At 65.4% G+C, this 13,950-nt stretch carries 10 protein-coding genes and 1 tRNA gene; 3 read left to right on the forward strand and 8 right to left on the reverse strand.

Going from position 1 to position 13,950, the window contains the following annotated elements; translation table 11 throughout:
• Positions 1-54: 54 nt before the first annotated feature.
• A complete protein-coding gene (gene ubiA, locus H7A86_RS01995; RefSeq protein WP_104649108.1) occupies positions 55-960 on the reverse strand; it encodes a 4-hydroxybenzoate octaprenyltransferase in 906 nt (301 codons plus the stop codon).
• 229 nt (positions 961-1,189) lie between these two features.
• On the opposite strand from ubiA, the gene H7A86_RS02000 reads away from it, so the two are divergent.
• Positions 1,190-1,266, forward strand: a tRNA-Arg gene (locus H7A86_RS02000).
• 417 nt (positions 1,267-1,683) lie between these two features.
• On the opposite strand, the gene H7A86_RS02005 is transcribed toward H7A86_RS02000, so the two are convergent.
• The 5 genes from H7A86_RS02005 to H7A86_RS02025 form a co-directional block, all read right to left on the reverse strand.
• Positions 1,684-2,118 carry a MarR family winged helix-turn-helix transcriptional regulator gene (locus tag H7A86_RS02005; RefSeq protein WP_197944248.1) on the reverse strand — a complete coding sequence of 145 codons (435 nt, stop codon included), beginning with the start codon at positions 2,116-2,118 and terminating at the stop codon, positions 1,684-1,686.
• Between the two features lie 321 nt (positions 2,119-2,439).
• Positions 2,440-2,712 carry a hypothetical protein gene (locus H7A86_RS02010; RefSeq protein WP_119130321.1) on the reverse strand — a complete coding sequence of 91 codons (273 nt, stop codon included), beginning with the start codon at positions 2,710-2,712 and terminating at the stop codon, positions 2,440-2,442.
• Between the two features lie 307 nt (positions 2,713-3,019).
• Complete coding sequence (locus H7A86_RS02015) at positions 3,020-3,382, reverse strand: hypothetical protein (RefSeq protein ID WP_119130323.1); 363 nt, start codon at positions 3,380-3,382, stop codon at positions 3,020-3,022.
• A 367-nt stretch (positions 3,383-3,749) separates the two neighbouring features.
• Positions 3,750-4,496 carry an SDR family NAD(P)-dependent oxidoreductase gene (locus H7A86_RS02020; protein ID WP_119129473.1) on the reverse strand — a complete coding sequence of 249 codons (747 nt, stop codon included), beginning with the start codon at positions 4,494-4,496 and terminating at the stop codon, positions 3,750-3,752.
• Between the two features lie 372 nt (positions 4,497-4,868).
• Positions 4,869-5,210, reverse strand: a complete 342-nt coding sequence (locus H7A86_RS02025; RefSeq protein WP_104585671.1) for an HPF/RaiA family ribosome-associated protein — start codon at positions 5,208-5,210, stop codon at positions 4,869-4,871.
• 385 nt (positions 5,211-5,595) lie between these two features.
• Between H7A86_RS02025 and H7A86_RS02030 the strand changes: the two genes are divergently transcribed.
• Positions 5,596-7,986 carry a DUF3772 domain-containing protein gene (locus tag H7A86_RS02030; RefSeq protein ID WP_232099317.1) on the forward strand — a complete coding sequence of 797 codons (2,391 nt, stop codon included), beginning with the start codon at positions 5,596-5,598 and terminating at the stop codon, positions 7,984-7,986.
• A gap of 529 nt (positions 7,987-8,515) precedes the next feature.
• Here the strand turns inward: H7A86_RS02030 and H7A86_RS02035 are convergent.
• Positions 8,516-10,624: a phosphoglycerol transferase I gene (locus H7A86_RS02035; protein ID WP_119130329.1), complete on the reverse strand. Its 2,109-nt coding sequence runs from the start codon at positions 10,622-10,624 to the stop codon at positions 8,516-8,518.
• Between the two features lie 368 nt (positions 10,625-10,992).
• On the reverse strand, positions 10,993-12,717 hold the full coding sequence (locus tag H7A86_RS02040) for an ABC1 kinase family protein (RefSeq protein WP_104585679.1): 1,725 nt from the start codon (positions 12,715-12,717) through the stop codon (positions 10,993-10,995).
• A 240-nt stretch (positions 12,718-12,957) separates the two neighbouring features.
• On the opposite strand from H7A86_RS02040, the gene H7A86_RS02045 reads away from it, so the two are divergent.
• Positions 12,958-13,899 (forward strand): DUF808 domain-containing protein, encoded by a 942-nt coding sequence (locus H7A86_RS02045; RefSeq protein WP_104585681.1) that lies wholly within the window; start codon positions 12,958-12,960, stop codon positions 13,897-13,899.
• Positions 13,900-13,950 lie beyond the last annotated feature (51 nt).

The raw sequence follows: 13,950 nt of genomic DNA on the forward strand, positions 1-13,950 counted from the left end.
CCCTCTCCCGCGGGGGAGCGGGGCTTAAGCCGAGGTGGTTTGCCCGTCTGCGGGTCAGCGCATTGCCAGGGCGGCGGCGATGCCGACGAAGATCGCCAGGCCCACCCAGTTGTTGTGCAGGAAGGCGCGGAAGCAGGGGCCGCGTTCGCGGTGGCGGGCGAGCCGGAATTCGTAGGCCACCAGCAGCGCGGCCACGCCCAGCCCTGCCAGGTACGCGATGCCGAGACCGGCACGCAGGCCGACCAGTGCCAGTGCCGCAAACATCGACGCATACAGCAGGCCCTGCGCGAGCAGGTCGAACCTGCCGAACAGGATGGCGGTGGACTTGCTGCCCATGCGGATGTCGTCCTCGCGGTCGACCATGGCGTACCAGGTGTCATAGGCCGTCGCCCACAGGATGTTGGCCGCGTACAGCAGCCAGGCCAGCCATGGCACGCTGCCCTGCACCGCGGCGAACGCCATCGGGATGCCCCAGCCGAAGGCCATGCCCAGATAGACCTGGGGCAGGTGGGTATGGCGTTTGAGATAGGGGTAGCTGGCGGCCAGGAACACGCCCGGCACGCTCAGCGCCACGGTCAGCCAGTTGAGCGTGAGCACCAGCGCGAACGCCACCAGCATCAGCACCACGAACACCCACAGCGCCTCGCGCCCGGACACCGCCCCGGTGGCCAGCGGCCGCGACTTGGTGCGCTCTACATGCGGGTCCAGCCAGCGGTCGGCGTAGTCATTGATCACGCAGCCGGCCGAGCGGGTCAGCCAGACCCCGGCAGTGAACACGAACAGCGTCCACAGCGGCGGCAGGCCATCGGCAGCCAGCCACAATGCCCACCAGGTGGGCCACAGCAACAACAGGCTGCCGATCGGACGATCGCCGCGGACCAGCTTCCAGTACTGCCCCAGTCGCTGCGGCCAGGTCAGCGCGGGCGCTGTCGGCAGCTGTTCAACACCATGCTTGCTCATGCTGCGAAGGGTAGCAGTGCGGCCTGGCCGCGGTCATGCGCTGGCCGGTGATCGCGCAGTGCATCCTCCGGGCTCCCAGGCGGCTGCCCGGTGACGCGCCAGGCCGGGCAGGAGTGGGCGCAGCATCCGGGCGAGCCCAGGTCGGCAACGCGATGGTGCCCGGTCGTTCGGCAGACCTGCGCTGCGGGGTCACGCGCGCGGCGGCGGTTCTGGCATAATGCCCGACCAGGCGCTCGTAGCTCAGCCGGATAGAGTAGTGGCTTCCGAAGCCATTGGTCGGGGGTTCGAATCCCTCCGGGCGCACCAATTCGCGTTCCAGGCTTGTCCCGGGATACCAATAAACCCTCGAGAAATCGGGGGTTTATTGTTGCTGGTCCGCGGAAATCCGGGCAGGCCCATTGAAATGATTTCAATGCACGAACAATGGCCATCTTCATGGTGATGGATCCAGATAGTCGCATTTGCGCTAAGTGCGTAACCGGGTGGTCCGGGTGCAGCTGGTGGATTCGACCGAGCAAACGCGGGTTGGCGGGCTCACGAGAGCCGGGGGCGCTTTCTCCAGTCGTATCACCGCTGGTCGACACCTTCGGCAGCGGCGCATCGGGCGCATCCGTAAAGCACCGCTGCAGCGCTTGATCAGCTGCTACCTCGGGACGCTTCCTTGGCAAGCACCTGGCCGCCTCCCGCAAAAGCCCGCTCCTTACCCACATGTCATGTGGTCGGTCAGGCCTCGGACGTTCCGGCATGAAGGTCTCCAGCGGAGAATGCCAGGCATTGGCTCTCCAGGTTACGGAGTACGCGCACCGCAATGCGCCCTTCGGTGTCGTCCATGCCGGCGATCAGTTCGTTTCGCAGGCCGTCCAGCGCCTCGCCGAGTTTGAGCGACACCGCACGACCCCGTTCGGTCAGGTGCAGGGTCTTGGCGCGGCCATCGGACAGGTCCCTGCGCCGCTTCAGCAAACCGTCCCGTTCGAGTTGGGTGACCGATCGCGCAATGGCGGCCGGATCCAGCGCCGATTCCTCGGCCACGTCTTTCTGCCGGATACCATCGCCCAGCCGGGCGATCACGAGAAGAACCGCCGCGATGGACAGGGAAACGCCCAGTTGCGCCAGGGCGATTCCTGCTGCGCGTTGCCAGGCGCGCCCGGCAGGCAGCACGGTCCAGGTCAGCGTCGTTCGCCAATCTTCGCCTTCGTGAAATGACATATCCCGTAAGTCCCATTGCTGATGCGGCCGGGACGACGCGTCCGGGTTTCGCCTGTTTTCACGATACCTTAGCTTGATCTGCGCCGAGGCATTGAAGCGCTGGTCCGTTGTCGATGCATCAATTAAATCCCATCCGCTTCTCGCCGTTCAATCGATTCGTCGTGCGTCCGTGCTGCGACCGTCGTGAAGAGCAGGATGGACAAGCGCAGGCGCAGGACCGTGGAGCTGGATGCATCACCGGCGGCGCTCGGAAAGGCGGGAAGCACTCGGCTGTCAGGGGGCGCTACAAAAACGGGAGCCGTCTTCTTTGGTCAACGGCTGCTGTCGACGCTTGCCGTCCGGGGCAGTCCCTTCATACACCGCGCAGTTGCTGGCATCCCATTCAAAACGCGCGTCCTTGTAGTGATAACGCGCCTGGGCACGCTCGAATGCCTTGACCTCTGCGCTGGGCAGGGCGCCATCGTCGATCTTGTGTTCCTTGGCGACGGGGGCGCCCGTGCACGCACTAAGTGAAAGCGCAAGCGCTGACAAGAGACCTAGCTTCATGACCACTCCAATTCGGACGCTGACGTCGGGATAGATGGAAGGCCAGTGCGGCCCCGTTACGGAAGCAGACTGTAAGCAGGTCAGTATGAAATGTGCGTGCGAGAACTATCGCCAGGAGCGACTGACAAGAGGTAACAAGCGCTCGTCAGGGTGGATGCGGACGGTACACGGAAACCGGCGTGCACGACTGACGCGTGCTGATTCCGCGTACCGGCCCATACCCACCTGATCAGTCCAAGCGTCTGTACTTTCGTCGCTTGCTGGCGACTGACTGCTCTGGCGCCCGATGCTGGAGGACGCCGCGGACCTAATGCTTGCTGCCACTCGTGCCACGGCGAATTGTCTGCTCGGCCTCGTCCAGGGTCCTGTTGTAGCTGGCGCTCTCACCCGCGCTGACGAATCCCTGCTGCTTCGCTCTCGTTGCGGAATCGGTGCGGACCCAGCTGAGCTTCTTCTCGATCTCCGCAGCCTGGGCATTGGACAGCTTGCCTGCCTTGCGCGCCTCGGCCAGGCTAGCGTTAATCGCCTCGTAACGTGCCAACACCTTGGCGTGCAGCGGATCAGGGGCATGGCTGGCCCGCTGCTGTGCAAGTGCGACGTTGACGGAACTCATTCCTGCGAAGACACCGATGCAGGTGGCAAATGTCATGAACATCAGCGTTTTCTTCATGCGATTTTTCACCTGTCATCGAATGCGAACCAACGGCCTGTGAACCGGCCCGGACCGTGCCGCATGAGTATAGTCCAACGCTAGATTGGCGGTGGATGCTCTGAAATTTTTGCATCTCGACGCGCGCTTGCTGGACGCCGCCCAACAAAACCCGTGCAGCTGCCACGCCGTACCGGAGGCGGCGCGGCAGTCACGGTGGTGGCGCAAGCGTTCCATCACTGCCACCACGTCGCCGCCCCTGATGTGCCGGTGCACTTCGCTGCTCACGCGTTGCTTGGCAACGTCATCCCGCAGGCCAGGGCCCGGGAACGATGCCGGTTGAACCAGGCGTGGCAGCGAGTGCCCACGCGTCCTGACACGGGCAAGCTTACTGGGCGAGCAGTCCACCATCGACGACATGCTCGTGTCCGGTGATGTAGGACGATTCGTCGGACGCCAGGAACAGAACCAGGTTGCTGACCTCGCTGGCCTTGGCGATGCGCCCCAGTGGGATCTGGGCAACGGCATCACCGCCGTTTTCGTCCGTCCCTTCCACCATCATCGGGGTCTGGATGAAGCCCGGGTGGACCGAGTTCACACGGATGTTGTCTGCGCCATATTCGATTGCCGTCGCCTTGCTCATTCCGCGCACGGCGAACTTGCTGCCGACATAGGCCAGGCTCGGGAATCCGTAATTGGCTGCCATTCCGGCGATCGAGGAAATATTGACGATCGATCCCACCTTCGCCTTCAGCATGGAGGGGATGACCGCCTTCATGCCAAGGTAAACGGCATTCTGGTTGATCGCACAGACCTTGAGGAAATCTTCTTCGGAGATGTCCGCAGTCTTGGCAATGGGGCCCAGGATCCCTGCATTGTTGACCAGAATCGTGACGTTGCCGAATGCCGCTTCCGCTTCGGCCACCACGTTCTGCCATGCGTCCCAGCTCGTGACGTCCTGCTGGACGAAGCGAACACGCTTGCCCAGCTCGGAGGCCAGTGCACGCCCTCCCTCGGCATTGATGTCAGTGAAAACAACGTGCGCACCCTCTTCAACGAAATTGCGCACATGCGACGCGCCCATGCCCTGTGCGGCACCGGTGACGATTGCGACTTTGCCTTGCAGTCTGCCCATCATTCTTCTCCTGCGAGTGAGTGGCCTCGCGGCCGCCAGGCGAACTAGTGTGTGGAAATATAGATGACGGGTCAATTAATTACTGTCGAGGCGAAGAGGACGATCAGGTGGCCCTCGAGCGTTTCGCGCTGCATGGGCCGCGGCACTTTCGACAGCCACGTCGCAACACGACCATGTCCAGGCTCAGCGCGGCGAGCAGCTCCAACGCAAAAGCAAAACGCCATCGGCCCGCTGCAGTGACGCTGCAGCGGGCCGATGGCGTTTCTGATCAGGGTTGCAGGCCGGCCTCAGTATCGACGCGGCGTTGCACTGTGATGCCAGCGACGCGTCGCTTGGCAGGGGGCGAGGAGCGCCACCCTGCGCAGGCTCGGATCAGAGCACGTCCGGCGGCGGTGTGGTGGCCTTGGCGTGCTGCTTGCCACGTGCGTGTTCGATGGCGGTGCGCAGCTTGCGCGCGGCGCCGGTGACGGCCGAGGCGGTGGTTTCGGCACTATTGGTGGCCGCGATCGGCGGCAGGCCGGCGACGTGCGCCTCGATGCTGCAGGTTCGATCCGCTGCGCCGCCGCGTTGGCCGTTTTCATCGCGCAAATGCACGTCGACGCGGGTGATGTCGCTGGCGAAATGCGCCAGCTGGGCGGAGCAGGTCTTCTCGACATGCTGCACGACAGAGGGGTCATGCGGCACGTGCTTGTCGGTCTGGATCTGAATCTGCATAGAGTGTCTCCTTCGCGGTCATCCGCTGCGTCTGCCGTAGCGGTGACTCGATTCTGCGACAGCGCACCGTTGCCGCAAGGTGACAAGCTGCACCGCGTTCATGCGCAGGTCGGGATGGCCCGGCGGTGCACCCGCTGCGGCGGCCGACGCCGTAACCGCGATCGCCAACGCGCCTCCAATCGCGCAGCACCCGTCACGCCTGGCGAGCTCTGCCAGGCTGAACCCTCACGGCAGCGGCGAACTGCCCGGCTGCGGGCAGTGGATTAAGATGCCGGCACCGCGCTGGTGTGCGCCTGTCCGATGTCTGCCTGTGTCCGAATTCCGAGTTGCCCTGGGTGCCCGTCGCGGCGTGTTGCAGCGTGTGCTGTTGCTGGTCGCGTTGTGGATGGTGTGCGTGGGTGCCGCCATCGCGCAGGACGACGACACCCTGCTGGAGACCGCGCAGACGCAGCTCGACAGCATGCAGAAGGTGCTGACCCAGGCCGACGCGGGCATGGATAAGGCCGATACCGAGCAGTTGGGCAAGCTGACCGAGGACGTCGCCGGCGCGCAGCGGCAGGCGCAGGATCTGGTGCGCACGCTGGAGCAACCGCTCAAGGAGCTCAACGGGCGCTTGGAGGGGCTTGGTGTCGCGGCGCAAAACGAACCGGCCGACCTAGTCAAACAGCGCAAGGCGCTGACCAAGGAGCGCGATCAGCTCAATGCCGAGTTCATCCGGGCCACGCTGCTGGCCTCCAACGCCAAGGACCTGGCCGACCGGCTCGAACGCGAGCGCGTGCAACGCTTCAGCGTGCAGCTCTCCACACGGGTGGCCTCGCCGTTGTCGCCGACGTTATGGCATCAGATCGGGCAGCAGTGGCCGGACGATCGTGCCCGCCTGCAGGCCTTGTCCGACAAGACGGTGCAGCTGGCGCAGGCAGGTGTGGCGGCCAATGGCATGGGCGGACTGATCACCGCTGCCGTGGTCGCGTTGTTGCTGGCACTGCCGCTGCGCATCTTCCTGCGCCACCTGGGGCGTCGCTATGCGGCCTCGCGTGCGCCCGGCGGACGCCTGCGGCGCTCGGGGCTGGCCCTGTGGTTTCTGCTGGTCGGCACGTTGAGCCTGGGGATTGCGGCATTCGTGCTGGTCGAAGGTATCCGCGCGCTCGGCGAGCTGCCCGATGACCTGGACCAGCTGCTGACCGGGTTTGTCGCCATCAGCGTGGTGGCTGCCTTCGTCGGTTCGCTCAGTGCCAGCCTGTTGATGAAACACCAGCCCAGCTGGCGCCTGTTCCCGCTGGACGATGCCACCGTCGACCGCCTGCGCGTGCATTGCCTGGCCACCGCGGCAGTGATCTGGTTCAGCGGCATGGCGATCAAGATCAACGAGGTGGCCGGCAGCAGTCCGGCGTTGACCGCCGCCACCGATGCGGTGGCGGCGCTGCTGTATGCGGGGTTGATCCTGTCGGCCCTGGCCGGGCTGACCCTGTCCTTGCGCGCGCACGCGGCAAATGCCGGCGTGGCCGATCCGGACAGCGATGCGCCGCCGCCGGTGGTCACGCGCGGTGGCGGCTTCATCGTGCTGATCCGCCTGCTGGGTCATCTGGCGGTGATCTTCGCGTTGATCGCAGCCCTGTTCGGCTATCTCAATCTGGCCTTGTTCGTGGAGCGGCAGATCATCTGGATCACCCTGGTGTGCAGTCTGCTCGGCCTGCTGGTGGTCTTTACCGACGATCTGATGACCTGGCTGTTCAAGCCGGACGGCCGTTTCAGCCGGGCGTTGTCGCATGCGCTCAGCATCGGCAGCGGACGCCTTGTGCAGCTCGGGCTGCTGATCTCTGCCGCGACACGGGTGTTGCTGGTGCTGCTGGGCATCGCGGTGCTGCTGACGCCGTATGGCGCCAATATCAGCGTGGTCACCGACTGGGCGGAGAACATCGCCCACGGCATCACCATCGGCAAGGAGCTGGTGATCACCCCGGGCGACGTGTTCAGGGCGCTGTGCGTGTTCCTGCTCGGCATGGGGCTGGTGCACGTGGTGCAGCAGTGGTTGCTCAACACCTATCTGCCCAAGACCGAGCTCGATGACGGTGCGCGTAACTCCATCAGCACCGTGGCGCGTTATCTGGGCTGGCTGATCGTGGTGGTGTGGGGCCTGACCGCATTGGGCCTGGATCTGAAGCGGCTTGCGCTGGTGTTGAGTGCGTTGTCGGTGGGCATCGGTTTCGGTCTGCAGGCGATCACGCAGAACTTCGTGTCGGGTCTGATCCTGCTGGCCGAGCGGCCGGTGAAGATCGGCGATTGGGTACGCATCGGCGATCAGGAGGGCGATGTGCGCAAGATCAGCGTGCGTGCGACCGAGATCCAGGTCGGCGACCGCTCCACCCTGATCGTGCCCAACTCGGAATTGATCACCAAGAGCGTGCGCAACATGACGCTGTCCAACCCGATGGGCCGGGTGCAGCTGCAGTTCTCGGTGCCGCTGGAAACCGACGTGGCAAAGGTGCGCAACATGCTGCTGGACCTGTTCGCCGAGCACACCAAGGTGCTGGCCGACCCGGCACCCTCGGTGTTCATCGATTCGCTGGCCGGCGGGCACGTCAACTTCAATTCGTTCGCCTACGTGCGCAGCCCGCGCGATTCGTATGGGGTGCGCAGCGAGCTGTTCTTCGCGTTGCTGCAGCGGATGGAAACGGCAGGGATTGCGCTGCAATCGCCGCAGGAAATCCGCTTCAGCCGTGCAGGTGCTGCGGTGGCGCGCGATCCGGGCGATGGCACCCCGGCATCGGAAGACTGAGCCGGCCCGTGCACGATGCGCGGCGTGTCCTGCATTGGTGGTGCAGCTAAAACTCGCAGGGTCGAGGGCGCGGCGCCCTTACCGCTTGCGGGACATGTCGTAAACCCATCCCTGGGGCCTCGGTGGCGCGGCATCCATGCCGCCACACGGTCCCGCAAGCGGTGAGGACACCGCACCAGACAGTTGGTCGGAGCTCATTTGAAAAGCTGCCTGTCGTGCGGTGTGCATCAGACATGGAGCCGATGCCTCATGATCGAGCAAAGCACATCCAGCACTGTTCTTCCATGCACACCGACCGACTCGATAGGTCCTTGCCCGCTCACCGTCGCGGGACCTTGAGCGGCATGGATGCCGCGCCAGAGCCTACATGGATGTACTTGCGGCGTGTCCCGCGATGGTGGGCGGGCAAGGGCCCTGCAGCCAGGCCGCACATCGCATGCTTCGGCTTCGGCTTGGGCTTCGGCCTTGCCTTTGCCTTTACCTCATCCACATACCTCGACCGAGACCGAGACCGAGACGATGGCCAGGCTCAGGAGCGATCCGCGACCTGGCTCTGTTTCACCAGGGCCAGATCGTCCACGCTGACATCTTCGGTGTAGTCCAGCCAGGCACGGATCTCCAGATCGTCCACCGCATGTTCCAGGCCCACCGGCATGCGGATGCGACCGGCCGCATCGGGCACCACCCACTGCTGGGCCAGCACCACCTTGCGCTCTGACGAGACGGCCTCCACCCAGAAGGCCCGCGTCGGCCGGCGCTTGGCGTACAGCTCCAGCATGTAACGACCGGCCTCGGTCTTGCGGGCAGTCTGGGTGAGCATGATCGGTTGGCGCACGCGGGGGCGCGGGCCTTGCGGGCTGGCCTCCAGCGGCGCGTCCACGGCGATGCCGCGGGTCAGGTCCGGATCGCGATACAGCTTCATGCTCTGGTGACGGTCGACCACTAATGCGCACCAATCGCCATCGGCCGAACCGTCCTCGAACGCCGTGCAGCGATCCACATACGCCAGCGTGCCCTCGGTGTGGGTGCGATCGAACTGGCGCGAGGTGTTTTCCAGATAGACGGTTTTGAGATTGGTGTCGTCGTCGTATTCCAGCAGCACCGGCGGGCGTACCTGTTGCACGCCCACCACCACATCGCCATTGCCGTTGATGCGCAGCATGCGTGTGCTGCGCCCGGTCCACAGCGTGCGCGCGTAGGCGAGATAGCGCGGGTAGTCCTTGCCGCTGTCGCGGCTGGCCGCCACGCTGGCGCTGGGAGGCGCATCGCTGGCCAGCAGCGAGCGGCCAAAGCCCAGCGTGCGCATGCCCGGTTCCAGCAGCTGCAATAGCGTTGCACCCGAATCCAGCGTGCTGCCCGCGCGCGTGACCACTTGTTGCGGAGCGATGTCCTTGCCGAGGAACAGCAGCAGGTTCTCGCGCTTCTGCTTGGCGAGTACGTCGCTGAGATCGTTGGGCATCGCCAGGTGATCGGAGGCGATCACGATGATGGTGTTCTTGCCGTAGCGGCTGTTGCGAATGCGCGTGACCAGCTCGCCGATCAGCCGGTCGCTGCACTTGATCGCATGCAGCAGCCCGATGTCGCCCAGTGCGCTGTCGTAGTGCTGGCCCTTGCAGGCCAGCGGCAGATGGCCGGCGGGGTGGTGGGTGTCCATGGTCAGCGTGGTGAGCATGAACGGCTGGCCGGCGCGCGACAGCGTCTGGAAGCTGTCCCAGGCATCGTCCAGCAGCACATCGTCGTGCACGCCCCAGGCGGAAAAGTGCTTGGGCGCCACGCCCTTGTCGCGGAAGTAGCTGACGTCATGCACCACATCGAAACCATGGCTGGACAGAAAGCTGCCCTTGCCGGCAAAGCTGGCATCGGCGCCGCCGACATAGTGATTGCGGTAGCCCTGATCCTTGAGATAGTCGCCCAGGCAGCGTGCTTCGGGCAGGAACAGGCCCATGCGGCCCATGCTGTTTTCATCGCCGGGCGCGGTGGTCAGCGGCACGCCGCACATCGAGGCGACCATGCCGGCGATGGTCCAGCCGCTGCCTTCGGTGGAGGTGAGGTTGCGTACGTCCACTGCCTCGCTGGCCAGGGCGCGCAGGTTCGGCATCAGGCCGGGAAACACCTTTTCATCGAAGTAGGTGCGTTCCAGGCTCTCGCCGTAGATCCACACGATGTTCTTGCGCTTCTGCAAGGGCTGCTGCGGCACCAGGTATTCCGGCACCACGGTGGCGTAATCCACGGGGCGCAACTGGTAGTACAGGCGCTTGCCGTCGCGGTACAAGGGGCTGACCGCGATGCTGACCAGCAACATCATCACGAAGGCGCCAAACACTGCGTTGCCTCCGCGCGGGCGACGGAAACGCCGCACCTTCAGCAACACCAGCGGGCTGAGCGACAACAGCACCATGCCGATAAACACGGCGATATAGGCAGAAAAATCGCTGACGCCGGCACCGTCCATGTCCGCGCGCAGGTGATACAGCGTGGCGGCGTTGATGCCATCGCCGCTGAGCCGATCCACCAGGCCCCAGGCACTGAGCAACAGCAGCAGCAACGACAACAGACCAGCCTTCAACCACGCCAGACGCGGCGAGGCGACCAAGAGCCAAAGCAGGAGCAACAGCGAAAACAACAACATCCAATGCATGCGGCAGCGTCCGTGGGGGAATGATGCGAGCGCGTACCGGACGCCTTGCTCGCCATGTCCTGTGCGCCACACCCAATGTGACACCCGGATGACGGACTATGCCGCGCCGAAGCTGACTGAAATGTTTGTTCGCGTTAAGCCATCCCCACAGCGTGGCGGATTGCGCGCGTTGACGCTCCCCTGGTCGCGGTGGCGTTCGCCAGAAATCGGCGGCATCTGCATTGCGCATTTGGCGCGCTTCTCGCAGATGGGCGACGTGGCTATCACCCCGCACCGCCCGATCTGCTTTGACAGCTTGGCGCGGCTGTCTTGGCAAGCGATGTCGCGCCCGGGTGCGCTCCTACGCGGAGGTGGGGTCTGTTGGAGTGCTATCGATGCCCGCGTTCTTCGCGCGCACGCACACGGCGGTCGAACAGCAGGGCGCTGAGCACGATGCCCAGGCCCAGCACCACGCCGAGCAGGAACAGCACCATCGCGATGGCCGGGTAGCCCCACAGCTTCAAGCCGGTTTCGATGCGCATCATCTGCGCCGAGGCCATGATCAATGCCGCGGTCACGATGCCGGCCGCCACGCGGTTGGCGATCTTCTGCAGGCTTTCCATCAGATGCGATTCTTCCAGCCCGGTGACGCGCATCTGCAGGCGGTTTTCCGCCGCCAGCGACAGGATCTCGGACATGCGGCGCGGTCCTTCGCGCACCAGGTGCTGCAGTTCCATCGCCTCGCTGGCCAGATTGGCGGCGGACAGGGACTTTTTCAGCCGCGCGCGCATCACATGCTGCAGATGACGTTCGACGATGCGGCGCGTGTCCAGGTGCGGCGACAGCGCGCGGCACACGCCTTCCAGGTTCAACAAGGTCTTGCCGAGCAGGCTCAGCTCCGGTGGCGTGCGCAAGCCGTTGGAGGTGGCGATGCGCACCAGATCCAGCACCACGCGGCCTTCGGAGGTGGTGTCGTGGGCGGCATACCGGGCAATCATCTGCCCGGTTTCGCGCTGGTAGCGGTCCTCGTCGTAGTCCTCCAGGCGCGTGCTGAGCGCAATGGTCTCTTCGGCGACTTCTTCGCCACGCCCGTCGACGGCGGCGAACAGCAGCTTGAGCAAGCGCTCGCGCAGGCGCGGGGGAACATGCGCGACCATGCCCAGGTCGAAGATGGCCAGGCGCCCGTCCTGCAGCACGCGCAGGTTGCCCGGATGCGGGTCGGCATGGATCTCGCCATGCACGAACATCTGGTCCAGGTAGCCCTTGACCAGCTCCGCGGCCAGGTTGTCCATCGGCTGTTCGGTGCGGCGCAGGCCGGAGATCTTGTCCACCCGCACGCCTTCGGCCAGCTGCATGGTCAGCACCTTGCGGCTGCTCAGGTCCCATACCGGTTGCGGAATCCACAACAGCGGAAATGGCTTCAGATGCTTGCCGAAGCGCGCCAGCGTCTCGGCCTCGTCTTCGTAATTGAGCTCAGCGCGCAGGGTCTTGCCGAACTCGCCCAGCCAGTCGGCAAAGCGCACGCGCCGGCCGATGCCGGTCAGGCGGTCGGCGGCGGTGGCAAAGCTCTTGAGCACGTCCAGGTCTGAACGGACCTGGGCGGCGACTTCGGGTTTTTGCACCTTGATCGCCACCGGGGTGCCGTCGCGCAGGGCGGCGCGGTGCACCTGCGCGAGCGAGGCGCAGCCCAGCGGCACCGGGTCGAAGAACGAGAACGCCTTGTTGACCGACACACCGAGTTCTTCCTCGATGATCTGGCGGATGCGCTCCACCGGGACCGAGCTGGTGTTCTCCTGCATGCGCTCCAGCGCCGTGGCGAACTCCGGCGGCACGATGTCCGGCCGCGTGGACAGCATCTGGCCAAGCTTGACGAAGGTGGGGCCGAGCGCTTCCAGGTCGGAGACGAACTGGTCGGGCGTGCCTTCGGCGGGCACTTCGTACTCGTTGATCGCGGCCGGATCCAGATTCATGCCGGCGAATACGCCCGACCCGCGATACCGCAGCAACAGGCGCAGGATCTGCGTGCGACGGCTCATGCCGCCCACCACGCCGGTGTCGGCGGGGATCGCGGCCTGGGCCGGTGTGCGGTACGGGTCGTTCGGACTCAAGGCCATCTCCGGCGGTCGTGCAAGGGGGCGAGTGTGGCCAGCGGCGGGTCGTCAGGCGGTGAATCCAGCCATGTGGCCAAGGCGCTGCCGTGCGCGGCCCAGGGCCGGCGGGCACGGCCGGATCGTCCGGCTGGCGGGCGGCGGCATCGCGCAGCAACGGTCGCCAACAGCCGGCAACGGCCTGCCATCACCCCATACCGGCGCAGGATCGGCGAGAATCCACCGCCACTCACGAAGGACCCCCGCATGGCCGGTGCCAGCCTGTTCACCCTGCTCGACGACATCGCCACATTGCTGGACGACGTTTCCATCCTGACCAAGGTCGCGGCCAAGAAGACCGCCGGCGTGCTTGGCGACGACCTGGCGCTCAATGCACAGCAGGTCACCGGCGTCACTGCCGACCGCGAGCTGCCGGTGGTGTGGGCAGTGGCCAAGGGGTCGCTGATGAACAAGGTGATCCTGGTGCCGGCGGCGCTGGCGATCAGCGCCCTGGAGGCCTGGCTGCGCGGGCGCGGTTACAACGTGCCGCTGGTGATGCCGCTGATGATGATCGGCGGTGCCTATCTGTGCTTCGAGGGCGTGGAGAAGCTGGCCCACAAGTTCCTGCACAACGAGGAAGACGAAGCGCAGCGGCATGCCGAACGCACCCGCGCGCTGGCCGACGAGAGCGTGGACGTGGTGGCGCTGGAAAAGGACAAGGTCAAGGGCGCGATCCGCACCGACTTCATCCTGTCGGCGGAGATCATCGTGCTGTCGCTGGGCGTGGTGGCGGGAGTGTCGTTCGGCCAGCAGGTCGCAGTGCTGGTGGCGATCGCGCTGGCGATGACCATCGGCGTGTACGGCCTGGTCGCGGCCATCGTCAAGCTGGACGACCTGGGCCTGTACCTGACCAACAAGGGCGCAGCCCTGGCTGCGCTGGGGCGCGGCATCCTGGTGGCCGCTCCGTGGCTGATGAAGTTCCTGTCGGTGGCCGGCACGCTGGCGATGTTCCTGGTCGGCGGCGGCATCCTGGTGCACAACATCCCGGCGCTGCACCACACCGTGCAGGACCTGACCAAGTCTGCCGGTGGCATGGGCTGGCTGGTCGATGCGTTGGGCAACATGCTGGTGGGCGTGGTGGCCGGTGCGGTCGTGCTGGGCGCGGTGATGCTGTTCCAGAAGCTGCGCGGCAAGCCGGCGGCGCATTGATCCGCGCTGCGGCGGGCCGGGCGCGGGATGGGCGCCCGCACCGGCGCGACG

The organism is Xanthomonas euroxanthea, from assembly GCF_903989455.1.
Taxonomy (GTDB): Bacteria; Pseudomonadota; Gammaproteobacteria; order Xanthomonadales; family Xanthomonadaceae; genus Xanthomonas; species Xanthomonas euroxanthea.

What these genes read in the sequence shown, in the direction of transcription:
- ubiA (WP_104649108.1), bottom strand. Translation starts at nt 960, where the DNA reads ATGAGCAAGCATGGTGTTGAACAGCTGCCGACAGCGCCCGCGCTGACC.
- H7A86_RS02010 (WP_119130321.1), bottom strand. Translation starts at nt 2,712, where the DNA reads ATGAAGCTAGGTCTCTTGTCAGCGCTTGCGCTTTCACTTAGTGCGTGC.
- H7A86_RS02015 (WP_119130323.1), bottom strand. Translation starts at nt 3,382, where the DNA reads ATGAAGAAAACGCTGATGTTCATGACATTTGCCACCTGCATCGGTGTC.
- H7A86_RS02020 (WP_119129473.1), bottom strand. Translation starts at nt 4,496, where the DNA reads ATGGGCAGACTGCAAGGCAAAGTCGCAATCGTCACCGGTGCCGCACAG.
- H7A86_RS02025 (WP_104585671.1), bottom strand. Translation starts at nt 5,210, where the DNA reads ATGCAGATTCAGATCCAGACCGACAAGCACGTGCCGCATGACCCCTCT.
- H7A86_RS02030 (WP_232099317.1), top strand. Translation starts at nt 5,596, where the DNA reads ATGGTGTGCGTGGGTGCCGCCATCGCGCAGGACGACGACACCCTGCTG.
- H7A86_RS02035 (WP_119130329.1), bottom strand. Translation starts at nt 10,624, where the DNA reads ATGCATTGGATGTTGTTGTTTTCGCTGTTGCTCCTGCTTTGGCTCTTG.
- H7A86_RS02040 (WP_104585679.1), bottom strand. Translation starts at nt 12,717, where the DNA reads ATGGCCTTGAGTCCGAACGACCCGTACCGCACACCGGCCCAGGCCGCG.
- H7A86_RS02045 (WP_104585681.1), top strand. Translation starts at nt 12,958, where the DNA reads ATGGCCGGTGCCAGCCTGTTCACCCTGCTCGACGACATCGCCACATTG.